Origin of the sequence: Novosphingobium sp. 17-62-19 (assembly GCF_002256775.1) — a bacterium.
GTDB lineage: Bacteria > Pseudomonadota > Alphaproteobacteria > Sphingomonadales > Sphingomonadaceae > Novosphingobium.
Genome location: NZ_NCII01000019.1, coordinates 1 through 22,603 on the forward strand (window position 1 = coordinate 1; position 22,603 = coordinate 22,603).

The window sequence follows — 22,603 nt, forward strand, 5'->3', positions numbered from 1 at the left end:
AAACGCGCCCCTCGCAGCCGTCAACGCCATGATTTATATGCGAAATATCACGATTACGACAGCGAAATCAGCGACTTACTTGGAGAATGTGGGTTCAGGCAGGTTGAGACGGTCTGCGGTATCCTGCAGCGCATCTTCCATAGTGCGGCCCACCTTGATGCGGTCGGTTACCAGCTTGAATTCTTCACCCACCGGACCGGGCAATTCGCTGGCAACAACGCCAAGCGTTTCCGTGACTGGAAGGCCCGAGCGGAGGCCGCGCACCAACAGATCCAGCGCATCGGGCAGGCGCGTGATGAAGTTGTTGATGCGCTTGTTGATGGCCATGCCGACGATAAAATGGGGAAGGCCGGCACCAACCAACACCCCGGCGCCGAGCGCCAGCAGTGGAGCGCCGCTTTTGACGAAGACCACCGCAGCAATGGCCAGTGCCAGACCGCCGCTGACATAGAGGTACTGCGTGAGCGTCCAGCCCTTGCCGGTGCGCTTGAGCCGCAGTTCGAGCGCTTCAAGCCGTGAGCCTGAGCCGGCCAGTTTCATCGCGCCGGGTTTGCGGTTTGCGACCGTCTTTCGATACTGCGCCTCGACCTTGTCGACGGCTTTGTCGGAGTGGCGGAAGCGCACCGATTGCAGGCGGCGTACACTCTCCTTGGAGGCCGATGGGCCGGAAAGGGCGGCATAGCCCAGCACCATCGCCAGCATCAGGCCGAATGCCATCACCACTAGCTGCAGAATGCTCGTCATCGCCGGTGCCTTCCTGTCATCTCAAACGTCCTATACGCCAATGGCCACATCTTTTCAGGGAGAGGCTCAGGCGTTTGTCTTGGCCTTTGGTTTGGCCAGCATCTTCTTCAGATCGAACTTGCCCAGCAGCGATGCCTTGCGTGTATCGACGCCGGAATCTGCGGTGGTGCTGCCTTCATCGTCGACCGATCCGATCACCGCGTGTGCGATGTCGCGCACCATGCCCCCGGCTTTCGAGGCGCGGTTGGCTGCCACGAAGGTTTGGCCCAGCTTGGCCGCGTTCGATGCGCCTTTGATGTCATAGGGCACCATGAAGTTGATCTTGCGTTCGATCGAAGCTTCGAAATCGGCCTTGCTGATCTCGTTCGCCCCGGCCTGAACCTTGTTGGCGACGATGATGGGGCGGGCGTGGGCGGCATTGCTCTTTAGCCACGACAGCAGGCGGATCGCATCGCGCGCGCCTGAAAGCGTCAGTTCGGTGGCCACCACCACCACGTTTACGTCTGCCAGCAAATGCGGGAAATTGATCAGCATGTTGCGGGGCATGTCGATCACGGTCATCTCGAACGCTTGGCGGAATTCCTCCTCCAGTTGCACGAAGGCGCTGCCATCGGTCATCAGCGGCGAATTGATCGGCGCTTCGGCAGACAGGATCGCCAGATTGTCATTCGCGCGGATCATTGCGCGTTCGATGAACAAACCGTCGATGCGGCTGGGATTGTCGATCGCATCGGTCAACCCTCGGCCAGGCTCAAGATCGAGCGTGAGGGCGCCGGTGCCGAAGTGCACGTCGAGATCGAGCAGCGCGGTGGGGAGCTTGTGATCGGTGCTGAACAGCCATGCCAGCGAAGTGGCCAGCGTGGAAGCGCCAACCCCGCCGCGCGTGCCGACCACGGCCATCGAGATGTGCTTGCGCGCTCCCATTGGATCGTGGCTTTTGGGTGCGGCAAAGATCGTCTGTGCCTGCATCATGGCATCACGGACTTGTCCGGGGTTGAGCGGCTTGAGCAGGTAGTCCTGAATGCCTGACGCGATCAGATCGCGATAGAGCCGCACATCATTGACCTGGCCCACCGCGATGACGACCGTACCCGGCTCGCACACTTCGGCCAGCGCGTTGATATCGTTCAGCGGATCGCCGCTTTCTGACAGATCGACCATCAGGATGTTCGGGCTGGCGGTGATCGAAAGCGACTGGATTGCATTGCGCAATCCACCACGGTGGCACTTTTCCGGTGCCCAGCCCATGTCGACCACGACCGAGCGAAGCACGTCCAGCGCTGTTTCGTCGCACATAAAGGCGGCGAAGGCGTCGCGGGTAGAATTCTTCAGGCTCATGATCAGTTTCCTCCGCCGCCGCCGCCGCCGCTGCCGCTGTTTGAAGTTGCATTGCTTCTCAGGCCACCTTCACCCGTGGGTTTTGCCGCACGGTAGCTGTCGATGGCCTTTGTGCCGCTCATCACCACAGTCTCGCCAGTGCCGGACGCACCCTGGACGAGGTGTTCCTTGTCGGCGACCATCGCGGCGAGATTGCTGTTGATGGCGCAGCCGAAGTTCGAACTGGTCTTGTTGCTCATCGAGAAGTCTGACTTGGCCGACCAATCGGGACATCCGGGGACCGAAGCCTTGGCCCGCGTCACCACGATGCGCGCGCCACCTGCCGAGACATAGCCCGGCGTCATTGGCGCAGGCCCGTCGACATACATGCCCCACCGTCCCGCCACGGCATCAATCGATGCCACTGTGGCCTTTGATTGGAGTGGATCGTCCAGCGCGATCTTGTCGCCATATTTCAGGCCAAGGCTTTCGAACCAACCTGCAAGGCGGCGCTGTTCGGTGATAGAAAGGCCACCGCCGGGCAGGGTTTCAATGTCGAAGACAAAGCGGTCACGCTCTACCACTGGCTGGTGGACCGAGTTAAGCATACGGTTTTCCGCCACGTTTGCCGAGCAGGCCGAGAGTGTTACGGCGAGCGAAAGGGCGAGCGCTGCGGTTGCGCTGCGATTGAGAGTGTTACGCATAGCGGTTCCCTTTCTCACTGAACGCTGAAGCCGGGCTGCGCGCTGGCAACCTGGTTGTCCTTGCGGCGGTCTGCATCAAGAGCGCCGACTTTGGGGCCTGACTGGACAGAGCCTTCCCTTTCGGTCGGCTTGGGCCGATCACCACCGGTCACTCCGTCTTGATCCATGTTGCCAAACAGCCGCTGGAGATCGTTGGGGCTGCGGAAGCCATCGGTCGGCAGCTTGATGTCATTGGCATTGACCGGGTTGACGAGGTACGGCGTCACCACGATCACCAGTTCGGTCTCACCCTTGCGGTAGGCGGTGGAACGGAACAGCGACCCCAGGATCGGAATGTCGCCTACGCCCGGCATTTTGGTCAGTGTGTTCTGCGCATTGTTGCTGAGCAGACCTGCGATCATGAACGACTGGCCCGAGCCGAGTTCCACCGTGGTTTCGGCACGGCGAACCGTCAGAGCCGGAATTTCTATGCTGTCGAGCCTGAGCGCGCCAGTGCTGGAAAGCTCCGAAACTTCAGGCCGTACGCGGATCGAGATGCGACCGTTGGCCAGTACCGTGGGGGTGTAGGCAAGGCTGACACCGTATTTCTTGTATTCGATCGAGGTGGTGCCCAGCCCTTGCGAAACCGGGATCGGATATTCGCCGCCCGCAAGGAAATCAGCCGTCTCGCCCGAAATCGCAGTCAGGTTCGGCTCAGACAGCGTCGTCACCAGACCCAGCGTTTCACCCGCGTCAAGCGCGCCGAGCAGATCAAGGCCGAGCAACTTGCCCATGCCGGATATCGTGGTACCGCCAGCCGCTGCGCTAACCGCAGTGCCTGGCGTCAGAACCAAATTCGGCGTCGCGCCTGTCGGGTCGGGGATGTATCCGCCGACGGCCACGTTACCGCCACCAACGCCAAATGGCAGGCGAGGGTCCGTGTTGAATGTCGAACCGATAGCGCGGCCCTGCCCAACGCCGAACTTGATCCCGCCCGTTCCATCGATCGTGGTCAGGTTTACGCCGATATTGCGCACCAGTGAGCGACTCACCTCGGCAAACTTGACGTGCAGGCTGACCTGCAAGGGGGTTGCCATTTTGAGGCGGCTGATCACGTTGGTCTTGTCACCGACGAAGGCTTTGACCAGACGTTCGGCCTCTGCTGCATCTTCGGGCGCGGCGACTGTACCGGTAAGCAGGACCGTGCCGTTCATGGTGGCGACGTTGACGCGCGCCTCGGGCATGGCAAGGTTTAGCATCTGATCGATCGAATCGAGGTTGTTGCCGACGCGGATGTTGGCGGACCACACCACGGCGCCCTGGGCGTTGCTGGCGTATACAGTGGTTTCACCACCGGCCTTGCCGAACACATAGAGCTGATTGGCAGACTTGACCTGCACGTCGGCGATTTCGTCGTTGGCGACGAATACGTCAGCCATGCGGCCCGGAACCGTTACCAGCTCACCGCGTCCGATCGAGATCGTGACGGTGCGCGCCGGACTGGTCGTGCTTTGTGCCTGAAGCGTAGCCGAGGTGGGGACCAGCGCCAGCGGCGTGACGATCATCGCAGCCGAAACAAGCGTGGTGGAAAGACGGCGTTTCATGGGTGTGCCCTTCAAAGTCGGGTTCAGTCGTGACGCGCTCATGGTCAATTGCCCCCCAGCGAGACGTCTTCGGTCTTGTCACCGCGAGTCACACGCACCACAGGACCGGTCTTTACAGGGGCGGCGTTGCTGCCCGACCGTGGACCCTCGTAAGATGGGCCGCTCGAAGGAGCCCTCGCCACTGGCGCGGTCGAACGCTGGAAGCGCGAGACATCTGCGCCAGTCGAGACGCTGGGCTTGGATGCTTCAATCGGGCGGTTCATTGCCTGCTTGAGCAGGGCTTCTTCCTGCAGCTTGCTGACACCGGCAGGGATTTTGATATCGCCTGAAGCAATCGCCTGTTCCAGTTCCGCCGTGTTATCGGCCAGCGAGCGCAGCGAGAGGCTGATTGTCCCGATGGTCTGGGCCACCGCAACCTTTTCGGCAATCTTGGGGGTCACTTCGAGCGTGACTGTGCTGAACGTGCGGACGCGGGTCTTCCCTTCAACCATGACCTGTTCGGTCGACTGGTCGGTGGCGAGCACGCGCAGGTTCTTGAGGAAGGTTTCCGAAGCCCTGAGCGGAACACCATCGCCCTGGCTCTTGACCGTCTGGGTCAGTACAAGGTCGATATGGTCACCGGGGAAGACAAAGCCAGCAACACCGGTACGGGCCGAAACCGGAATGGTCACTGCCCGCATCCCCGGCCCGAGCGCTGCGGCAAGGAAGCCGCGGTCTCCGGGCGATACGAGATTGCCCTTGGTCACCGGTTCACCGGCCGTGATCGGATTGCGGACAACGGTGCCGAGCAGCTTCTGGAGGTCGGCCTCGCCCTCAAGGAAGTAGGCGTCCTGCACCATGTCTTTGGGCCAAGCTTGGAAGTTGATGGAATCGGCCGAGATGATCGTGCCCACGGGCAGTGCGCGCTGGGCGACAAGGACCTTGGCCCCCATCGGCACCTTGGCCGCGGCTTCTGCCTGCGGCGTCGAAGCGTCGGCGAAAAGGCTCCTGGCAGCGAAGGCCGTGCCGATCGCGACGATCAGCGCCCCCACCAGCAGCATCAGCTTTCTCTTGTCCATGACTACTTGTCCCGCCCGTTAAAGTCCCGCCCGCATGTCTCGGGCAAAATGGTTAAGAATTGTGATATTGTGTTCATGCGCCTGTCATGGAGCGCCATCCGGCCTCCAGCACGGGAGCCAGCGTGATCAGACCCGCAGCAGCGATGGCCACACCGTAGGGGATCTTTGCATCGCGGCGGCGCGTCATCATGAAGTGCCACATCGCCATCAGGATCGTGAGCACGCCGCCAATCAGCGACATGATCACAAGCAGTTTCACGAAGCTCATCGGTGCCAGCCAAAGCGCCAGCGCGGCCAGCAGCTTCACATCGCCGCCGCCCATAAGCTTCAGTGCGAACAATCCTGCCAGAACCACAAAGGCCAGCAATGCCACGCCCACCATCATCGCCACGTCCGGCCACAGCGAGAGACCGGCAGCCCACCAATAGGCGGGCGCGCTCAGCGCAATCGCGGCGGTCAGCCAGTTGTCGATCTGGCGGCGGCGGATATCGGTGAAGGCGGCAACCAGCAGTGCGATTGCCAAGGCCCCAACCAATCCGTAAACGATGAAGTTCCCCTGCATGGTTCGGGGCATACGGGACAATCACTTACCAAACGGTAACCAAACCTTGGCGCGGAATTGCGCAGGAGCAGGCGCTTGGGACTCGATTTCGATAGGGCAGGACAGATTGATCGCAGGGCGATTCCGCCTGCCGCGCACGAAGCGATATGGCACGCGCCCGATGGCCATGGAATCCGCCGGATAGACTGGCCGGGCCTTGCAGCAGAGCCGGGCGAGGGCGGCCCGCGCGGGTCACTCCTGTTCCTTCCTGGACGCGGTGATTTCTATGAGAAGTATCTGGAATCTCTGGATTACTGGCACAACCAAGGTTGGCGCATAACCGCACTGGACTGGCGCGGGCAGGCAGGTTCCGGCAGGCTGGCCGCTGACCCCGATACCGGCCATGTCAGTGACTTTTCGATCTGGGTAGACGACCTCGCGGCCTTCTGGGCAGACTGGGTTAAGACCACACCTGCGCCTCATGTAATCGTCGGTCATTCCATGGGTGGGCACTTGGTTCTGCGTAGTGTCTCGGAAAAAAGAATTAACCCTGTTGCGGTGGTGTTGAGCGCGCCCATGCTCGGCTTTCTCACACCGGGGCCGAATCGGGTGCTGCACAAGGTGGCCGAGGCGATGTGCCGATTCGGCGATCCCGAACGACCGGCATGGAAGATCAGCGAAAAGCCGGGTACGACGCTAGCCGCGCGCAATACGCTGCTGACTCATGACGAGGCTCGCTATGCCGACGAGGCGCACTGGAAGGCGACGCGCTCGTTCCTTGGGCTGGGGCCGGGCTCGTGGCGTTGGGTCGAGCGCGCCTATGCCTCGATGCTGGCGCTTGATGCACCGGGGATGCTTGAGCGGGTCGAACAGCCTGTCCTGCTACTTTCTGCCAGGTACGATGGCCTGGTCTCATCGCGCGCCATCGACAAGGCCGCGCGCCGTCTGCCGCGGGCGCAGTTGACCGTATGGGGGCGCGAGGCGCGGCACGAGCTGCTGCGCGAAGCTGACGCGGTGCGCGACAAGGTGATCCGCACCATCGACGATTTCCTTGATCGGCTGGCCCCTGCGCCTGAGGAGTCCGAAATCGCGTGAACGGGCTTGTTGGGGACTTTGACATTGCAATCATCGGAGCAGGGATGGCAGGCGCCAGCCTTGCCGCCGAATGCGCGCCCCATGCGCGCGTGCTGCTGGTAGAGGCCGAGGATACCCCCGGCTATCACACGACCGGCCGCTCCGCCGCGTTCTGGGAAGAGACATATGGCGGGCCGGCGGTGGTCCCGCTTACGATGGCCTCCGGGCATTTCCTGCGCGAGGGCGGGTTTCTGGCTCCGCGCGGTGGGCTCAATATCGGGCAGGCGGCAGACCGGGCCAAGGTTGAAGCTTTCGTCGAGACGTTCACAGCACTGGGTGCAACGCTGCATCTGCAAAGCCGCGCAGAGATGGCCGCGCGCGTGCCGGGCTTGCGCGCGGATTGGGTGGTGGGCGCATGGGAACCGGGTTGTGCCGACATCGACGTGGCAGGACTGCACCAGCACTATCTTGCCGCATCGAAGCGCACTGGCAGCGTGCTGCGTGTCCGTGCGCGGGTGGAGCAGATCGAGCGCGAGGGAGATGGTTGGCGCATTGCATGGGCCTCGGGTGAAGCGCGCGCGGCTGTGATCGCCAACGCTGCCGGGGCATGGGCCGATGAACTCGCAAAGCTGGCTGGCGCAAAGCCACTTGGCATTGCCCCGCTGCGCCGCACGATCGTGCAGGTCCGCACCGATCCTGCGCCGCAAGACGATCTGCCACTGGTGCTGGGCATCAACGAGGACTTCTACTTCAAGCCACAAGGCGGACGCCTGTGGCTGTCCCCGCATGACGAAATCCCCGATGTGGCGGGCGATGCCGCGCCCGAGGAGCTTGACGTCGCCATCGCCATCGACCGGTTTGAACAGGTGGTGGATTGGAAGATCGGAGCGCTGGAACGCCGCTGGGCAGGCCTGCGCTCCTTCGCGCCGGATCGCCTGCCGGTCTATGGCTTTGACCCGGCGGTGCCCGGCCTCTTCTGGTTCGCAGGCCAAGGCGGCTTCGGCATCCAGACCGCGCCTGCTGCCGCGCGCCTTGCAGCCCAACTGCTGCTCGGCCAACCGCGGGACGAGCTGACGGCTGAGATCGACGCTGCCGCCTATTCGCCCGCACGCTTCGCAGCTGGATAGGACCGGATTGGCGCTTTTTCGACCGCGTTTGCGTGATAGGTTCGGGGCGGGATCAACCAAGGGGAATCACGATGGCCCACCGTTTTGAAATCCGTAAGAACAAGGCCGGAGAGTTCGTTGCCTACTTCTGCTACAATAAGGAAACGATCTTCTGGACCGAAGGCTATTCCAGCAAAGCCAACGCGAAGAACGCGATTGAATCGGTCCTGAAAAACGGGCCAGGCGCTGAAGTGGTGGACACGACGGTAGAGTAAGGGCCGCCCCTCAGCGCATCACTTGCGTCCCCGCGAAGGCGGGGGCCTCAGTCGTTTTACGCCGAGGTGTCGTAACACCACCGAGGCCCCCGCCTTCGCGGGGACGCAGGGGTTCGTTGGCTAGGCCGCAATCGCTGCATCACTCGCCAGCTTGTCCACGCGTTCGTTTTCGGGGTGGCCATCGTGGCCTTTTACCCAGACCCATTCGATCTTGTGCGGGCGCACTACATCAACCAGCAAGCGCCAGAGGTCTTCGTTCTTGACCGGCTTGTTGTCGGCGGTTTTCCAGCCCTTTTTCTGCCAGCCGAAGATCCACTTGGTGATGCCGTCGATCACGTATTTGCTGTCGGTATGGAGCGTTACCTGGCAGGGCTGCTTAAGTGCCTGGAGCGCCTGGATGGCCGCCATCAGTTCCATGCGGTTGTTGGTCGTGTCCTTTTCAGACCCCGCCAGTTCCCGCTCATGGTCGCCAATGCGCAGCAGCGCGCCCCAACCGCCTTTGCCGGGATTGCCCTTGCACGCACCGTCGGTGAAGATCTGGACGTGCTTCATGCGAAAACCTCAGGATTGCTGGCGTAAAACTCCAGCCGCCGCGCAAAGGCCATCGGATCTTTGCGCATCACCAGCGCATCGGCAGGCGTGTTCAGCCAGTCGTAGGCGCGGCTCGACGTAAAGCGGAGTGCCGCGCCCTGTGCGAGCAAGGGCAGAGCCGCGCGCTCTTCAGGCAAAAGCGGACGTACCGCCTCATACCCTTCCAGCAACGCGCGCGAGATATCGGCGTCGAACGTCTGCCCTGAGGTATCGAAACACCATGCTGCGTGCGTCACCGCCACGTCATAGGCCATCAGATCATTGCAGGCGAAGTAGAAGTCGATCAACCCGCTCACCTTGTTCCCGCGCATCAGCACGTTGTCCGGGAAAAGGTCGGCGTGGATCACCGATCGCGGCAGGTTATCAGGCCATCCCGCCGCCACCTTGGGCAGATGCTCTTCCACCAGCCCCGCCAGCGCCGGATCGATGATGGCCAGCCCGTCCGCACCACAGGCATCGAACAGCCGCTGCCATTCCGCCAGCCCCATGCCATTGGCGCGCGTACCTGCAAAGTCCCCCGCCGCGTGATGCATCTGCGCCAACGCCGCTCCCACGGCGCGGGCCTGCTCCTCGGTCGGCTCACTCACCGAAACGCCGGGCAGGAATTCGATCAGCGCCAAGGCCTTTTCGCCCCGCTTGCGATAGAGTCCGCCTTCGCGATCATGGATCGTGCGCGGCACCGGGCAGCCCTTGGCCGCAAGGTGATCCAGCAGCGAGAGGAAATAGGGCAGGTCTTCCAGCTCGATGCGGAATTCGTACATCGTCAGGATGAACCGCGCGCCGCCTCCGTCCTTGCCGGTCGTCTCCAGCAGCCAGTTGGAATTGGACACGCCCTCGGCAATGCCTTTGGCCGAGACCAGCTCGCCCACGTCGAATTCATTCACTAGCGCGGCCATCTCTTCCGCGCCGATCTGGGTGTAAACCGCCATTTTATAAGTGCTTTCAGTCGAGCAGCTGGCGCGGCAGCTTGAACACCATCTTTTCCTCGGCGGTGGTCACGGTTTCCTCGGTCACGTGTCGCAACTCGCCGATCTTTGCCACCACTTCGCGCACCAGCACTTCGGGCGCAGAGGCCCCTGCCGTCACGCCCAGCGTGTTCACGCCGTCCAGCCATTCAGGCTCGATCTCGTTCGCCCGCTGGATCAGCCGCGAACGTGTACCCATGCGTTCGGCCACTTCGACCAGCCGCAGTGAATTGGAACTGTTGGGCGCGCCGATCACCAACAGCAGATCGCATTCGTTGGCAATCGCCTTCACCGCTTCTTGCCGGTTCGATGTGGCATAGCAGATGTCCTCCGCTTTCGGCCCGACGATCTGCGGAAACTTCGCCCGCAGCGCCTCGACGATCTCACGCGTGTCGTCCACCGAAAGCGTGGTCTGCGTAAGGAAGGCCAGCGGCGTATCTGATGCAAAGCCCAGCTTGGCCACATCGGCCACAGTCTCGACCAAGGTGATCGTGCCCACAGGAACCTGACCCATCGTGCCGATCACTTCGGGATGGCCCTTGTGCCCCACGAACAGGATGTGCCGCCCGGCTTCAACCTGCCGTTCGGCCTGACGGTGGACCTTTGATACCAGCGGGCAGGTGGCATCGAGCCAGTCCAGCCCGCGCTCGGTCGCATCCTGTGGCACCACTTTGGGCACGCCGTGTGCGGAAAAGACCACCGGCGCGCCATCGGGCACCTGATCCAGTTCTTCCACAAAGATCGCGCCCTTGGCCTTCAGCCCGTCGACCACAAAGCGGTTATGCACGATTTCATGCCGCACATAGACCGGCGCGCCATAACGCTCGATCGCGCGTTCGACGATTTCGATTGCGCGGTCCACTCCGGCGCAAAAGCCACGTGGGGCGGCAATAAGCAGGCGAATGGGGGCCGTTTCGGCGGCGACATCTGGCAAGCTGGCGTTCATGCAGCCGCACTTAGCAGCAACCAAAGCCCACCGCCATTGCCGAAAGCCACTGCGGCGATTAGAGGTGGCCAAAATTCCGGTGCCTCACGCGCCACATGCGACCTTAAGGATACAGTGCCCATGAACGCATCCGCCCGCCGTTTTGCCCTTATGGGCGCTCCGCTCGTTGCGGCGCTGGCGCTTTCGGCATGTGGCGGCAAAAGCGGCGAACTGGTGGTCGATGATGCCGTGGGCGTCACCGCGCTGCGCGATCCGTGCCCGCGTGTCGGCATTCCTGACTCTATTCGGTCGCCAGTTTTGATGTCTTGGCCCGCCGCACCAATACCAGCGGCGCACGCCGGGTCGAACTGCCCTATTTCTCTACTGTGATCCGTGGTGGCAATGTCGTTGTGGCCAAGCGCATTGGCAAGGTCGTGATCGACTTTGCCGATGGACAAGCCCGCGCCACTGCCAAGGGCCAGGCCGCCGCCTATGTCGAAAAGGCCGAAGCTTCGCTGCCCGAAGAGATGGTAAAGCGCATCACGCGCAAGCGCCGCGCCGGAGATCAGGACGCCGCGGTCGATCCGCTCTCGCAGCCAGACATCAAGGCAGCGCTTGCCCGCGCCAATTTCGAACTGCTCGTCGGCTTCCAGCTGACCGAAGCGCAATTGCAGTTCAACGTCCGCAAGTAACACACCTTCTTCACCCCTCCCGCAGGCGGGAGGGGCCGGGGGTGGGCTGTCCCACACATCCGCAACCGCAAACCAATCCCTTTCGCTTGGGCAGAGATTGGGCTAACCGCGCGGCCATGACTGACGCCCGGATCAACCTTCACGCCGATTTCACATCGGTAATCCACATCGCGCTCACGGCGCTCGAAGCTTCTGGCACGCTGCCCGCTGGCCTGCCGCGTAGCACGGTCACATGCGAGCCGCCGCGTGATCCTTCGCACGGCGATCTATCCACCAACGCCGCGATGGTGCTGGCCAAGCCCGCCGGAACCAACCCGCGCGCTCTGGCGGCCTTGCTGGTGGCTGAACTGGAAAAAGAGCCCCGAGTCGTCTCGGCTGAAATCGCCGGCCCCGGCTTCATCAACTTGCGCCTGACCGACGATGCATGGCGCGGTGAACTCGCCCTGATTGCGCAGAGCGCTGCCGACTATGGCCGCTCGCAGATGGGCGGCGGCAAGGTCGTGAACGTTGAATACGTCTCGGCCAATCCCACCGGCCCGATGCACATGGGCCATTGCCGTGGCGCAGTGGTGGGCGATGCGCTGGCCGATCTGCTGGCCTATGCCGGGCACAAGGTTATCAAGGAATACTACGTCAACGATGCGGGCGCGCAGGTTGATGTGCTCGCCCGCTCGGTTCACATGCGGTATCGCGAAGCGCTGGGTGAAACCATCGAGATTCCCGAAGGCCTCTATCCGGGCGATTACCTCGTTCCCGTGGGGCAGGCGCTGGCCGAGGAATTTGGCGTTACTTACAAGGACGCCCCCGAAGCCGATTGGCTGATCCTCTTCCGCACCCGCGCGGTTGCGGCGATGATGGACATGATCCGCACCGATCTGGCAACGCTGGGCATCCACCACGATCTGTTTTCGTCCGAAGCCGAACTGCAGGCCTCGGGCAAGGTCGATGCTGCCGAACAATACCTGCGCAGCCACGACCTGATATATGATGGCCTGCTGGAAGCGCCCAAGGGCAAGACGCTGGACGATTGGGAGCCGGTCGAATTGCCACTGTTCCGCTCGACCAAGTTTGGTGACGATCAGGACCGCCCGATCAAGAAATCGAACGGTGCGTGGACCTATTTCGGCGCGGACCTCGCCTATCACTTCCAGAAGTCGCAAAATGCCGATGCGCTGGTGGACATCTGGGGTGCGGACCACGCTGGAACGGTAAAGCGGATCAAGGCCGCCGTCGCCGCGCTGACCAGTGCCGAAGGCGGCACGCCAAAGCCTTTCGAGGTCAAGCTGGTGCAGATGGTGCAGCTTCTGCGCGATGGCCAACCGGTGAAAATGTCCAAGCGGGCCGGAACTTTCGTAACCCTTTCGGATGTTGTTGCCGAAGTCGGCAAGGACGTCGTGCGCTTCACCATGCTCACCCGCAAGCCCGATGCGCAGATGGACTTTGACTTTGCCAAGGTGATTGAGGCCAGCAAGGACAACCCGGTATTCTACGTGCAATATGCCCACGCGCGCATCTGCCGGAACCTGAAAAAGGGCACAGATGAAGGGTTTATGCCATCGGCAGAAAACCTTGGCCTGCTGGGCGAGGAAGAACTGGCGCTGGTCAAACTGGCCGCACAATTCCCGCGCACGGTCGAAGCCGCCGCCGTTGCGCGCGAACCGCACCGCATCGCGTTCTTCCTGCATGACCTCGCATCGGCCTTCCATTCCTATTACAATCTGGGGAATGACCGGCCTGAGAAGCGGTTCATTGTGGCACACGACTCCGCTTTGACCGCAGCCCGCCTTTTCCTTGCCGCGCAAATCGGGCAAGTAGTCCGCAATGGTCTCGCGCTGCTTGGCGTTGAGGCCGCGCAAGAACTTTGACGTCACGGATTTTGGGGCAGGGACAAGACATGCACGGCGATGATGACCAGAACGACTGGGACAACAAAACGGTGCTGCAGCCTGAGGGGTTGAAGCCGTTCAACGTGTCTGAGGAACTGGGCGAAGCAGCAGATGGCGCGCGCGATACTGCGCGCGATACTGCGCTCGACGCTGAGAATGCCGCGCGCCTTGCTTTGGGTGATGAAGAGCGCCTGCCTTGGCTCGAAAGCGCCGATGATGTTGATGATGAAGAGGAAGACAGCGGCAACGGTCGCCTGATCGGCTTCGCGCTTGCTGGCCTGCTTGCACTCGCCGCGCTGATTGGTGGCATCTGGTACGCCAGCAATCGCAATTCGGTTGCCAACAACGCTGATGGCAGCCTGATCGAAGCGAGCAAGGAACCTTACAAGGTTGCGCCCAAGGATCCGGGTGGCAAGACTTTCGCTGGCACCGGCGATTCCAGCTTCAAGGTGAGCGAGGGCGAAAAGCCCGTTGCCAACCTCGCAGGCTCAGCATCGCCTGCGCCAGCAGCATCGCCTTCGGCCAAGCCCAGCACATCGGCCGCCGCAGCAAGCCCAGCTGCTCCGGCAACCGGTGGTGTAGGCGTGCAGGTTGGCGCGTTCTCGTCAAAGGCGACCGCCGAAGCTGGCTGGCAAAAGCTGGCGGGCAACCATGAAGCACTTAAGGGCCTCTCGCACCGCGTGATCGAAGGCAAGGCCGACATCGGCACCGTCTACCGCCTGCAAGCTGTCGCGGGCGATGGCGCTGCCGCTGATGCGCTGTGCCGCAAATTGCAGGCCGGTGGCCTCAAGTGCCAGGTCAAACGTTGAGCTGAAACCAATCCTCCCCGTTTTTGCGAAGCACAAATGGGGAGGTGGCAGCCTGCAGGGCTGACGGAGGGGTAACTTTCAAGCCCCCTTTTCCCCCATCATCACCGCAACTGCCCTTGCAAAACCGGCAATCCTGCGCGATTCCTCAGCAATGCTGCCCGCCATCTTCGGCCTGTCCGGCCTGGTCCTGACCGACGACGAACGCGCGTTTTTCCGCGACTGTGACCCTGCCGGGTACATCCTGTTTGGCCGCAACATCGAAACCCGCGCCCAAGCCCGCGCGCTGACCGACGAACTGCGCGCGCTACACGGGCGCGACCGCACATTCATCTGCATCGATCAGGAAGGTGGCCGCGTTGCGCGGATGAAGCCGCCGGTGTGGCTTCCCTATCCTGCGGGTGAAGCGTTTGATCGCCTCTATGAGACTGCGCCAGCCAGCGCGATTGAGGCGGCGCGCGCCAACGCCCACGCACTCGGGCTGGACCTTGCCGAAGCGGGCATCAACGTAGATTGCCTACCCTTGCTGGATGTTCGCCAGCCCGGTGCGCATGATGTGATCGGGGACCGCGCGCTGGGCACAGAACCAATGCGCGTGGCAGCGCTGGGCCGCGCCACGCTCGATGGTCTGGCGCGCGCCGGAATTGCAGGTGTGGTCAAACACATGCCGGGGCATGGGCGCTCGCTGGTAGACAGCCACAAGGAAACGCCGCTGGTCACCGCCTCGGCTGAGGAACTGGAACTGGACCTCGCGCCCTTCCGCACGCTGCGGAACGCCAACATCGGCATGACCGGCCACTTGCGCTTCACCGCATGGGATGCGGAAAATCCCGCCACGCTCTCACCTTTCGTGATCGAGGAAGTGATCCGCAAGGCCATCGGCTTTGACGGCCTGTTGCTCACCGACGATCTGGATATGCAGATTGCTGGGCAAAAATGGACGATATGGTGGGCATCGCCAAGGCGCTTTCGCCCATGAGCGCGAAGACTGCCGAGCGGCTGGACCGCGCGCTTGCTCCCACTTCGGCCTTCGATGGTCCCAACGATCTTGCCGAACAGCAAACGCTTCTGGCCACCCGTGACCAGTTGCTGGCGCTGGCCTGATGGACGATCTCGCGGAACCTGCATTGTTTGATAGCGACGCCGAATGGAACGGCATCGCTTCGGCAGAAACGGGTGACGCGGCGCTCTATCTGGAACTGGACGGCTGGGAAGGGCCGCTCGATCTGCTGCTGGAACTGGCCCGACGGCAGAAGGTGGACCTTCGAAAAATCTCTATTCTTGAACTGGTTGGCCAATATCTCGACTACATCGAGCAGGCCAAGGCGCTGAAGTTGGAACTGGCCGCCGACTATCTGGTGATGGCGGCATGGCTCGCCTACCTCAAGTCGCTGCTGCTGCTCCCGCGTGATCCCGAAGTGCAGCCAAGCCCCGAGGAACTGGCGCTTAAGCTGCAATTGCGGCTGCAGCGCCTCGGCGCGATGCGGGAAGCGGGGGCGCGGTTGATGGCGCGGGACCGGGTGGGGCGTGAGGTGTTTGTGCGTGGCGCACCCGAAGGCTTGCGCGTGGATCGCAAGGCCTTGTGGAAGTGCGATATTTTTGCACTCATTCAGGCTTATGGTGCGATCAAGCATCGCAACCAGCCTGTCGTCCACATGGTGCGCGAACGTGCGGTGATGACGCTTGATGCGGCGCTGGCGCGTGTTTCGAAAATGCTCGGCGTGGCGATGGAATGGACCGATTTACGGGCCTTCCTGCCACTTGATGGTGACCCGATGCTGCGCAAATCGGCGCTTGCCTCTAGTTTCCTTGCGGCGCTGGAACTGGCCAAGCAGGGCAAGGCTGAAATCGCGCAGGATCAGGCATTTGGGCCGCTGATGTTGCGGGCCGCGCGCGCATGACGCCGCTGGATGACCTTGAGCGCGCGGTTGAGGCGACGCTGTTTGCGTCCGAGCAACCCCTTACGGAACAAGAGATTTCTGCGCATCTGGAAGGCGCGGACGTGAGTGCATCCTTAAGTGCACTGAAATGCACCTACGAGCACCGAGGCGTCCATCTGGTGGAACGAGGAGGCCGCTGGCACTTCCAGACAGCCCCTGATCTGGCCCATCTGCTCCGCCGCGAAAAAGAAGAGCCAAGGCGGCTCTCGCGCGCGGCGACTGAAGCGCTTGCGATCATCGCCTATCACGAACCCGTCAGCCGCGCCGAGATCGAAGCGATTCGCGGTGTGCAGACCGCCAAGGGGACTTTGGACGTACTGCTGGAGGCAGGCTGGATACGTATTGCCGGGCGCCGCGAAGTTCCGGGGCGGCCTACGATATACGCGACAACCCCCGAATTTCTCACGCATTTCGGCCTTCAATCGCGCCGCGACCTGCCCGGAATCGAGGAATTGCGCGCGGCCGGGCTGCTCGATCCGGTGGACGAGGCGTTTGCCGTCTTGACGGGGGGCGACGATGCGGACACGGGAACACTTGATCCGCCTGACGAAGAAAGCGCGGATTGAAGCGATTGATTTGCTGGCAAGTGGGGCGCGCCGTCCCTATCTAGGGGCGCAAAGGAGTTTGTGACATGGGTGGTCTTTCCCTTCCTCACCTGATCGTGCTGGCACCCGCGCAATTGCAGCAGCAGACGCCGCCGCCCGCGCAGCCTGCGCCGCAGCCGACGTCTTCGGATCAGGCCAAGTAAGATCCTGAATATAAAGGCGCTTTAGCCGTGTTTGACGTCGGCGCGTCCGAACTTCTGCTGCTGGTGATTGTGGCGATCGTGGTTATCGGCCCCAAGGACCTGCCGCTTGCCTTGCGCACTGCGGGTCAATGGGTGGCAAAAATGCGCCGCGTTTCCAATCACTTCCGCTCTGGCATCGAAACCATGATCCGCGAGGCGGAAATGGAGGAGATGGAAAAGAAGTGGAAGGAACAGAACGAGCGGATCATGCGCGAGACGGCCGAGCAGGAAGCTGCCGCTGCAGCCGGACAGACACCCGAAGCGGCAATTGACCAGAACGATCCCTATCCCGTGCCGCTTGCATCCGATGCACATGCCGCCGATCCGGTGATGATCGGCCCGATGCCGCCCGAAAAGCCCGAAGGCGCGCAGCCGTGATCAACGATATTGACGAGACACAGGCTCCGCTGCTTGATCACCTGATAGAACTGCGCACCCGCCTGCTCCGGTGCGTCTATGCGCTGATTGCGACGTTTGCCGTCTGCTTCTATTTTGCCGATGATATCTTTGCGATTCTGGCCCAGCCACTGGTCCACGCCTTTCCGCCGGGGCAAGGCAAGCTGATCTATACCAAGCTTTACGAAGCGTTCTTTGTCGAGCTGAAAGTGTCGATGTTCGCGGCGTTTCTGGTCAGCTTTCCTGTGATCGCCAACCAGCTTTGGGCGTTCGTTGCTCCGGGTCTTTACGCCCGTGAGAAGAAGGCGTTTTTGCCGTTCCTGCTGGCCACGCCGGTGCTGTTCACGATGGGGGCAAGCCTTGCCTACTTTGTGGTCATGCCGACCGCGTTCAAGTGGTTTTTGGGCTTTGAAGGCAACAAGGGCGGGCTGCAACTGGAAGCGCTACCGGGGACGGGGGATTACCTCAGCCTGGTGATGCAGTTCATCCTCGCGTTCGGAATCAGTTTTCTGCTGCCGGTTCTGCTGATGCTTCTCAACCGGGCAGGGATTGTGAACCGTGCGCAACTCGTTACGGCGCGGCGGTATGTGATCGTGGGTATCTTTGCCGTGGCCACCGTTGCGACGCCGCCCGATGTGGTTTCGCAATTGATGCTGGCGATTCCGCTGCTGTTCCTGTTCGAAGGCACACTGATCCTGATGCGCTTTACTGAAAAGGCAGATGCAAAGCGCCGGGCCGAGGAAGAGGCGGCGGAACTTGCTGCGAGCGAGACGCCGCTCATTCCCTGAACTTTTCTGAGCGTAGGCTAGTTCGCGGGCTTTCCAGCCGTGGTGCCTTCCTCTGCCGACCAGACGCGACCGCCACCGATCCATGTTTCGCTGACTTTGGTTGCACGCACTTGTGCGGCGCTGGCGGCAAGTGGGTCAACGTCCACCAGCACGAAATCGGCGCGCAGGCCGGGGGCGAGGCGGCCGAATTTGCTTTCGGCAAAGCCCGCATAAGCCGCATCCGCCGTGTAGGCGGCGAGCGCTTCGGCGGCGCTCAGTCGCTCCTGCGGCTGCCAGCCACCTGCAGGCTGACCGTCCGGCCCTTGGCGGCTGATCGCAGCGGCAAGGCCTGCCCACGGATCGGCCAGTTCCACCGGCGCGTCAGACCCGAAGGCGAGGCGGACGCCTGCGGTTTTGAGGGATTTCCATGGATAGGCCCCGGCAAGGCGGTCCGGCCCCAAGCGTGCTTCGGCCATAAGGCGATCCGAGGTTTGGTGGATCGGCTGCATCGAGGCGATAGCGCCGCTGCTGGCGAATTTTGCAAAGTCCTTCGGATCGACGATCTGGGCGTGTTCAACGCGCCAGCGCCGATCTCCCTTGTAGGTGCCCGACAGGTCGCTGATCGCGCCAATGACCGTGGCGTTGGCTTCGTCGCCAATAGCGTGGACTGCAACCTGAAACCCATCCATCGCCGCGCGGCTCATGATATTGCCAAGCTGCGTCTGGTTCAGCTGCGGCAACCCGCGCGTGTTTGGCGCATCGGCATATGGGGCCTTGAGCCACGCGCCGCGCGAGCCGAGCGCGCCATCGAGATAGAGCTTGACTCCGTTCAACCGCAACCGGTCCTGATAGAGCCAGGGCGACGGGCCAGGGCCACCGATCAACGTCATCTGATCTGGACCAGCAGCATAGGCCATGACACGCACATAGAGCCGGTTGGCATCGCCAGCGCGGCGATATGTTTGCCAATCTTCTATCCCGGTGCCCATATCGGCCACGGCGGTTACGCCGCGTTTGAACAGGATCTGCTGTGAGGTGGCGAAGGCAACGTCGCGATCTTCGGCGCGGGGGGGCGGCACCTTGGCGCCGACCAGTTCCATCGCGGAATCGATCAGCACGCCCGCAGGCGCGCCATCGGCCCCGCGTTCGATGCTGCCGCCTGCCGGGTCTTTCGTGGTGGCGGTGACGCCTGCTGCCTTGAGAGCGGCGGAATTGGCCCAACCTGCGTGGCCATCAACGCGCTGGAGCCAGACCGGGCGGCCACCGGTGACGACGTCCAGTTCAGCCGCTGTGGGAAAGCGGCCCAGTTTCCACAGCTCCTGATTCCATCCACGCCCGACAATCCATGGACGATCAGGGTGTTCGGCGGCGAACTTGCCAATGCGGTTGAGCGCGTCGGCCAGCGAGGTAGTTTCCGACAGATCAAGGCTGAGCGCTGCAAAACCAATGTCCATCACATGGGCGTGCGCATCGATCATACCGGGCAGCATGACGCGGCCCTTGCCGTCGATATGGTACTGATATTCCTTGCGCGGCTTGGGCTTCTTGTCGCCACTGCGGATCACCCGCTTGATCGTGCCTGCATCGTCGAACAGCAAGCCGGTGAACTGTTCGACCTGACCGTTCGCGCCAATCGTACGGCCAACCACATTATCAACCAGCGTATCGGCAAGGACAGCAGGCGAGGCGGTGAGGAGGAGTGCGGCAAGTGCGGTGCGGATCAGCATCATGCCTTGCCCTTCCGGCGCGGCAACCGGCGGATCAGAGCACTGGTGTCTTCGCGCCCGTAACCCATGGCCTGCACATCGACATAGAACTGATCGACCAGCGCGGTGACAGGGACGCTGGCCCCAAGGTTGCGCGCCTCGTCCATGGCGAGGCCCAAGTCCTTGCGCATCCAGTCTACCGCAAATCCGAAATCGAATTCGTCCTTGGCCATCGTGTGAAAGCGGTTGTCCATCTGCCACGATTGCGCCGCGCCGCCCGAGATTGCCTCGAACACCTTGTCGAGATCGAGGTGGGCGATCTGGGCAAAGCGGATGGCTTCGGACAGGCCTGCGATGGCCCCTGCTATGCACATCTGGTTGGCCATCTTGGCAGTTTGCCCGGCGCCCGATTTGCCGACATGGACCACGCGCTTGGCATAGGCGGACAGGATCGGGCGGGCCGCATCGACTGCCTTGGCGCTGCCGCCACACATGATGGCAAGCGTTCCGGCCTCTGCGCCGGATTGGCCCCCGGTGACCGGAGCATCGACACAGAGCAGTTCCTTGTCGCGGCCTTCAACCGCAATCTGGCGGGCGATGCGGGCCGAAACGGTGGTGTGATCGATATAGAGCGCGCCGCGCCGCAGGGTGGAAAACACGCCATTGGGGCTGAGCACGACATCGGCCAGATCATCGTCATTGCCCACGCAAGTGATCACCGCATCGGCACCGTCCGCCGCTTCGGCGGGGCTGGTGGCCACGTGGACCATGATTCCGGGGTTTGCGGCCTGCCACGCTTCGGCGCGGGCGGGGGAGCGGTTGTAGATGGTCAGGCGGTGACCGGCATGGCCGAGATGGCGGGCCATCGCGCCGCCCATCGTGCCAAGGCCGAGGAAGGAGACGTTCTGGGGCGGAGAGGCTGCTGCTGTTTCGTCGGTCATGCCGTGCTTCATATCCGGTTTCCGGCGTGGGGGAAGCCCCGCGCGCACTTGTCAGTTCTGTTGCGGCGCAGCATAAGCGGCGGCGATGCAAGGCTTTCTTCTCACCCTTTCGCGGCTGGCGCGGTTGCTGTTCTGGCCTGCGCTGATCTTTGCGCTGACGATGGCGGTGCTGCCCAAACCGCCGCAGTTGCCGGGGCCGGAACTGGGTGACAAGGTGCAGCACATGCTGGCCTTTTTCACACTGACCGTGCTGGCGGGTGTGGGCTGGCCGCGTTTGACGCTGGTGCGAGCGGTGATTTGGCTCTCGCTGGCGGGGGCGGGGATTGAGGTGGTTCAAGCCGTGCCAGTGCTTTACCGCGATTCGGACTGGCGCGATTGGCTGGCTGATACTGTGGCGATCATGGCGGCACTCGTGCCGGTGGCGGTGTTCCGGCGGATTATCGAACAAGACCAGCAGGCTTGATCGGCGCTATCAGTGGTTTTCTTGATGGCTGCTTTCCGTTAGGGCGCAGCGCATGGAAAACACAGCGCTCAAGACCTCAACACAGGGCGATGCCCTGCTGACCCTCGCCGATGTTCGTGCGGCGGCAGAGCGGATTGCCGGACAAGTCGTGCGCACGCCGACGATGTACAGCAAGACGTTGAGCGCGATTACCGGGGCCGACATCTGGCTCAAGTTCGAAAATCAGCAGTTTACCGCCGCTTACAAGGAGCGGGGCGCGCTCAATGCCTTGTTGCAACTGGATGAGGAGCAGCGGTCGCGCGGTGTGATTGCGGCATCGGCAGGCAATCATGCGCAGGGGTTGAGCTATCACGGCACGCGGCTGGGCGTTCCGGTGACCATTGTGATGCCCAAGACCACGCCGACCGTGAAGATCATGCAGACCGAGGCCGTGGGCGGAAAGGTCGTGCTGGAGGGCGAGACTTTTGATGAAGCCTATGCCCATGCGCGCAAGCTGGAAGGCGAAATGGGGCTGACCTTCGTTCACCCCTTTGACGATCCTCGCGTGGCGGCGGGGCAAGGCACCGTCGCGCTCGAAATGCTTGAAGATGCCCCCGAAATCGAAACGCTGGTGGTCCCCATCGGCGGCGGCGGGCTGCTGACCGGCATGGGTACAGCGGCGCGCGGGATCAAGCCTGGGATCGGCCTGATTGGCGTGCAGGCGCAACTGTTCCCCTCGATGTATGCCAAGCTGAAGCATCTGGATCTGCCTTGCGGTGGCGATACTTTGGCCGAAGGCATAGCGGTGAAGGAGCCGGGGCAGTTTACCTCGCGCGTGCTGGCGCAGATCGTGGATGACATTGTGCTGGTGGGCGAACCGGCGCTGGAAAGTGCCGTGGCGCTGCTGCTGCAGATTGAAAAGACCGTGGTTGAAGGCGCGGGCGCGGCGGGCTTGGCGGCGGTAATGACGCATCGCAAGCGATTTGCCGGGCGTAAGGTGGGCGTGGTGCTGTGTGGCGGCAACATCGATACAAGGCTGCTGGCCAACGTGCTGCTGCGCGATCTGGCGCGGTCCGGGCGGCTGGGCCGTTTGCGCATCACGTTGCAGGACCGGCCGGGTGCGCTGTTCAAGGTGGTGGAGGAATTCAACCGCTATCAGGTGAACATCCTTGAGGTGTGGCACCAGCGCATCTTCACATCGCTGCCGGCCAAGGGCCTGACTGCGGAGATCGAGTGCGAGGCGCGTGACCGGGAGCAGATCGACCTTCTGGTGGCCGGTTTGCGTTCGAAGGGGTATGACGTGGAGCAGGTGGAGCTTGGCTGAACCGCGTTAACACCTTGAAAGCGCGGTGTCCTG

General features: G+C 62.4%; 24 protein-coding genes and 1 pseudogene. 14 read left to right on the forward strand and 11 right to left on the reverse strand.

Translation table 11 applies throughout. The features are described from left to right. Positions 1-75: 75 nt before the first annotated feature. From B7X90_RS05050 to B7X90_RS05075, 6 genes are all read right to left on the reverse strand, one after another. Positions 76-744, reverse strand: coding sequence for a type II secretion system F family protein (locus tag B7X90_RS05050; protein ID WP_292622318.1), 669 nt, complete (start codon positions 742-744; stop codon positions 76-78). A 66-nt stretch (positions 745-810) separates the two neighbouring features. Further along, on the reverse strand, positions 811-2,082 hold the full coding sequence (locus tag B7X90_RS05055; protein WP_292622320.1) for a pilus assembly protein CpaE: 1,272 nt from the start codon (positions 2,080-2,082) through the stop codon (positions 811-813). Positions 2,083-2,084: 2 nt separating this feature from the next. Then, positions 2,085-2,765, reverse strand: a complete 681-nt coding sequence (locus B7X90_RS05060) for a CpaD family pilus assembly protein (RefSeq protein WP_292622322.1) — start codon at positions 2,763-2,765, stop codon at positions 2,085-2,087. A 14-nt stretch (positions 2,766-2,779) separates the two neighbouring features. After that, positions 2,780-4,348, reverse strand: a complete 1,569-nt coding sequence (locus tag B7X90_RS05065; RefSeq protein WP_292622323.1) for a type II and III secretion system protein family protein — start codon at positions 4,346-4,348, stop codon at positions 2,780-2,782. A gap of 44 nt (positions 4,349-4,392) precedes the next feature. Further along, positions 4,393-5,406, reverse strand: a complete 1,014-nt coding sequence (gene cpaB, locus B7X90_RS05070) for a Flp pilus assembly protein CpaB (protein ID WP_292622324.1) — start codon at positions 5,404-5,406, stop codon at positions 4,393-4,395. A gap of 73 nt (positions 5,407-5,479) precedes the next feature. Beyond that, a complete protein-coding gene (locus B7X90_RS05075) occupies positions 5,480-5,980 on the reverse strand; it encodes a prepilin peptidase (RefSeq protein ID WP_292622326.1) in 501 nt (166 codons plus the stop codon). A 63-nt stretch (positions 5,981-6,043) separates the two neighbouring features. Between B7X90_RS05075 and B7X90_RS05080 the strand changes: the two genes are divergently transcribed. The 3 genes from B7X90_RS05080 (at position 6,044) to B7X90_RS05090 (ending at position 8,402) form a co-directional block, all read left to right on the forward strand. Next, entirely contained in the window at positions 6,044-7,042 is a 999-nt protein-coding gene (locus B7X90_RS05080) for an alpha/beta hydrolase (protein ID WP_292622328.1), read from the forward strand. Further along, positions 7,039-8,148 (forward strand): FAD-dependent oxidoreductase, encoded by a 1,110-nt coding sequence (locus tag B7X90_RS05085; protein WP_292622330.1) that lies wholly within the window; start codon positions 7,039-7,041, stop codon positions 8,146-8,148. The genes B7X90_RS05080 and B7X90_RS05085 overlap by 4 nt, the downstream gene beginning before the upstream one ends. Positions 8,149-8,219: 71 nt before the next feature. Beyond that, the gene (locus B7X90_RS05090; protein ID WP_292622332.1) at positions 8,220-8,402 is read left to right on the forward strand and encodes a DUF1508 domain-containing protein; all 183 of its coding nucleotides are present in this window, start codon (positions 8,220-8,222) and stop codon (positions 8,400-8,402) included. Positions 8,403-8,522: 120 nt separating this feature from the next. Here the strand turns inward: B7X90_RS05090 and rnhA are convergent, their stop codons facing one another. The 3 genes from rnhA to ispH are packed head-to-tail and all read right to left on the reverse strand — an operon-like array spanning position 8,523 to position 10,904. Continuing rightward, positions 8,523-8,954, reverse strand: coding sequence for a ribonuclease HI (gene rnhA / locus B7X90_RS05095; RefSeq protein WP_292622333.1), 432 nt, complete (start codon positions 8,952-8,954; stop codon positions 8,523-8,525). After that, positions 8,951-9,922 carry a homoserine kinase gene (gene thrB / locus B7X90_RS05100; RefSeq protein ID WP_292622335.1) on the reverse strand — a complete coding sequence of 324 codons (972 nt, stop codon included), beginning with the start codon at positions 9,920-9,922 and terminating at the stop codon, positions 8,951-8,953. Before thrB ends, rnhA begins: the two co-directional genes overlap by 4 nt. A gap of 13 nt (positions 9,923-9,935) precedes the next feature. After that, positions 9,936-10,904: a 4-hydroxy-3-methylbut-2-enyl diphosphate reductase gene (gene ispH / locus B7X90_RS05105; RefSeq protein WP_292622337.1), complete on the reverse strand. Its 969-nt coding sequence runs from the start codon at positions 10,902-10,904 to the stop codon at positions 9,936-9,938. A gap of 120 nt (positions 10,905-11,024) precedes the next feature. Here ispH and B7X90_RS18345 point away from each other — a divergent pair, with 120 nt between their 5' ends. The 9 genes and pseudogenes from B7X90_RS18345 to tatC all read left to right on the forward strand — a co-directional run bounded on the left by B7X90_RS18345 (position 11,025) and on the right by tatC (position 18,178). Then, positions 11,025-11,273: a hypothetical protein gene (locus B7X90_RS18345; RefSeq protein WP_366409664.1), complete on the forward strand. Its 249-nt coding sequence runs from the start codon at positions 11,025-11,027 to the stop codon at positions 11,271-11,273. Next, positions 11,210-11,575 (forward strand): hypothetical protein, encoded by a 366-nt coding sequence (locus tag B7X90_RS05110; protein ID WP_366409665.1) that lies wholly within the window; start codon positions 11,210-11,212, stop codon positions 11,573-11,575. The genes B7X90_RS18345 and B7X90_RS05110 overlap by 64 nt, the downstream gene beginning before the upstream one ends. Before the next feature lie 116 nt (positions 11,576-11,691). Further along, entirely contained in the window at positions 11,692-13,440 is a 1,749-nt protein-coding gene (gene argS / locus B7X90_RS05115; protein ID WP_292622338.1) for an arginine--tRNA ligase, read from the forward strand. 29 nt (positions 13,441-13,469) lie between these two features. After that, on the forward strand, positions 13,470-14,270 hold the full coding sequence (locus tag B7X90_RS05120) for an SPOR domain-containing protein (protein WP_292622340.1): 801 nt from the start codon (positions 13,470-13,472) through the stop codon (positions 14,268-14,270). Between the two features lie 151 nt (positions 14,271-14,421). After that, a pseudogene (locus tag B7X90_RS05125) lies at positions 14,422-15,371 on the forward strand (glycoside hydrolase family 3 N-terminal domain-containing protein). After that, positions 15,371-16,168: a ScpA family protein gene (locus tag B7X90_RS05130; RefSeq protein WP_292622341.1), complete on the forward strand. Its 798-nt coding sequence runs from the start codon at positions 15,371-15,373 to the stop codon at positions 16,166-16,168. The pseudogene B7X90_RS05125 and the gene B7X90_RS05130 overlap by 1 nt, the downstream one beginning before the upstream one ends. Continuing rightward, positions 16,165-16,773, forward strand: coding sequence for an SMC-Scp complex subunit ScpB (gene scpB, locus B7X90_RS05135; RefSeq protein WP_292622343.1), 609 nt, complete (start codon positions 16,165-16,167; stop codon positions 16,771-16,773). Before B7X90_RS05130 ends, scpB begins: the two co-directional genes overlap by 4 nt. Before the next feature lie 209 nt (positions 16,774-16,982). Beyond that, a complete protein-coding gene (gene tatB, locus B7X90_RS05140) occupies positions 16,983-17,372 on the forward strand; it encodes a Sec-independent protein translocase protein TatB (RefSeq protein WP_292622345.1) in 390 nt (129 codons plus the stop codon). After that, a complete protein-coding gene (gene tatC, locus B7X90_RS05145) occupies positions 17,369-18,178 on the forward strand; it encodes a twin-arginine translocase subunit TatC (RefSeq protein ID WP_292622346.1) in 810 nt (269 codons plus the stop codon). The genes tatB and tatC overlap by 4 nt, the downstream gene beginning before the upstream one ends. A gap of 17 nt (positions 18,179-18,195) precedes the next feature. On the opposite strand, the gene B7X90_RS05150 is transcribed toward tatC, so the two are convergent. Both B7X90_RS05150 and B7X90_RS05155 read right to left on the reverse strand, forming a co-directional pair. Beyond that, a complete protein-coding gene (locus B7X90_RS05150; RefSeq protein ID WP_292622347.1) occupies positions 18,196-19,887 on the reverse strand; it encodes an amidohydrolase family protein in 1,692 nt (563 codons plus the stop codon). After that, a complete protein-coding gene (locus tag B7X90_RS05155; protein WP_292622348.1) occupies positions 19,884-20,804 on the reverse strand; it encodes an NAD(P)-dependent oxidoreductase in 921 nt (306 codons plus the stop codon). Before B7X90_RS05155 ends, B7X90_RS05150 begins: the two co-directional genes overlap by 4 nt. Before the next feature lie 85 nt (positions 20,805-20,889). Between B7X90_RS05155 and B7X90_RS05160 the strand changes: the two genes are divergently transcribed. Further along, the gene (locus B7X90_RS05160) at positions 20,890-21,267 is read left to right on the forward strand and encodes a hypothetical protein (RefSeq protein WP_292622349.1); all 378 of its coding nucleotides are present in this window, start codon (positions 20,890-20,892) and stop codon (positions 21,265-21,267) included. A 52-nt stretch (positions 21,268-21,319) separates the two neighbouring features. Beyond that, complete coding sequence (locus B7X90_RS05165; RefSeq protein WP_292622350.1) at positions 21,320-22,570, forward strand: threonine ammonia-lyase; 1,251 nt, start codon at positions 21,320-21,322, stop codon at positions 22,568-22,570. Positions 22,571-22,603 lie beyond the last annotated feature (33 nt).

Bases quoted from the DNA above. Each gene is read 5' to 3' on its own strand.
- B7X90_RS05050 (WP_292622318.1), bottom strand. From the start codon at position 744: ATGACGAGCATTCTGCAGCTAGTGGTGATGGCATTCGGCCTGATGCTG.
- B7X90_RS05055 (WP_292622320.1), bottom strand. From the start codon at position 2,082: ATGAGCCTGAAGAATTCTACCCGCGACGCCTTCGCCGCCTTTATGTGC.
- B7X90_RS05060 (WP_292622322.1), bottom strand. From the start codon at position 2,765: ATGCGTAACACTCTCAATCGCAGCGCAACCGCAGCGCTCGCCCTTTCG.
- B7X90_RS05065 (WP_292622323.1), bottom strand. From the start codon at position 4,348: ATGAAACGCCGTCTTTCCACCACGCTTGTTTCGGCTGCGATGATCGTC.
- cpaB (WP_292622324.1), bottom strand. From the start codon at position 5,406: ATGGACAAGAGAAAGCTGATGCTGCTGGTGGGGGCGCTGATCGTCGCG.
- B7X90_RS05075 (WP_292622326.1), bottom strand. From the start codon at position 5,980: ATGCCCCGAACCATGCAGGGGAACTTCATCGTTTACGGATTGGTTGGG.
- B7X90_RS05090 (WP_292622332.1), top strand. From the start codon at position 8,220: ATGGCCCACCGTTTTGAAATCCGTAAGAACAAGGCCGGAGAGTTCGTT.
- rnhA (WP_292622333.1), bottom strand. From the start codon at position 8,954: ATGAAGCACGTCCAGATCTTCACCGACGGTGCGTGCAAGGGCAATCCC.
- thrB (WP_292622335.1), bottom strand. From the start codon at position 9,922: ATGGCGGTTTACACCCAGATCGGCGCGGAAGAGATGGCCGCGCTAGTG.
- ispH (WP_292622337.1), bottom strand. From the start codon at position 10,904: ATGAACGCCAGCTTGCCAGATGTCGCCGCCGAAACGGCCCCCATTCGC.
- B7X90_RS18345 (WP_366409664.1), top strand. From the start codon at position 11,025: ATGAACGCATCCGCCCGCCGTTTTGCCCTTATGGGCGCTCCGCTCGTT.
- argS (WP_292622338.1), top strand. From the start codon at position 11,692: ATGACTGACGCCCGGATCAACCTTCACGCCGATTTCACATCGGTAATC.
- B7X90_RS05120 (WP_292622340.1), top strand. From the start codon at position 13,470: ATGCACGGCGATGATGACCAGAACGACTGGGACAACAAAACGGTGCTG.
- B7X90_RS05130 (WP_292622341.1), top strand. From the start codon at position 15,371: ATGGACGATCTCGCGGAACCTGCATTGTTTGATAGCGACGCCGAATGG.
- scpB (WP_292622343.1), top strand. From the start codon at position 16,165: ATGACGCCGCTGGATGACCTTGAGCGCGCGGTTGAGGCGACGCTGTTT.
- B7X90_RS05150 (WP_292622347.1), bottom strand. From the start codon at position 19,887: ATGATGCTGATCCGCACCGCACTTGCCGCACTCCTCCTCACCGCCTCG.
- B7X90_RS05155 (WP_292622348.1), bottom strand. From the start codon at position 20,804: ATGACCGACGAAACAGCAGCAGCCTCTCCGCCCCAGAACGTCTCCTTC.
- B7X90_RS05160 (WP_292622349.1), top strand. From the start codon at position 20,890: ATGCAAGGCTTTCTTCTCACCCTTTCGCGGCTGGCGCGGTTGCTGTTC.
- B7X90_RS05165 (WP_292622350.1), top strand. From the start codon at position 21,320: ATGGAAAACACAGCGCTCAAGACCTCAACACAGGGCGATGCCCTGCTG.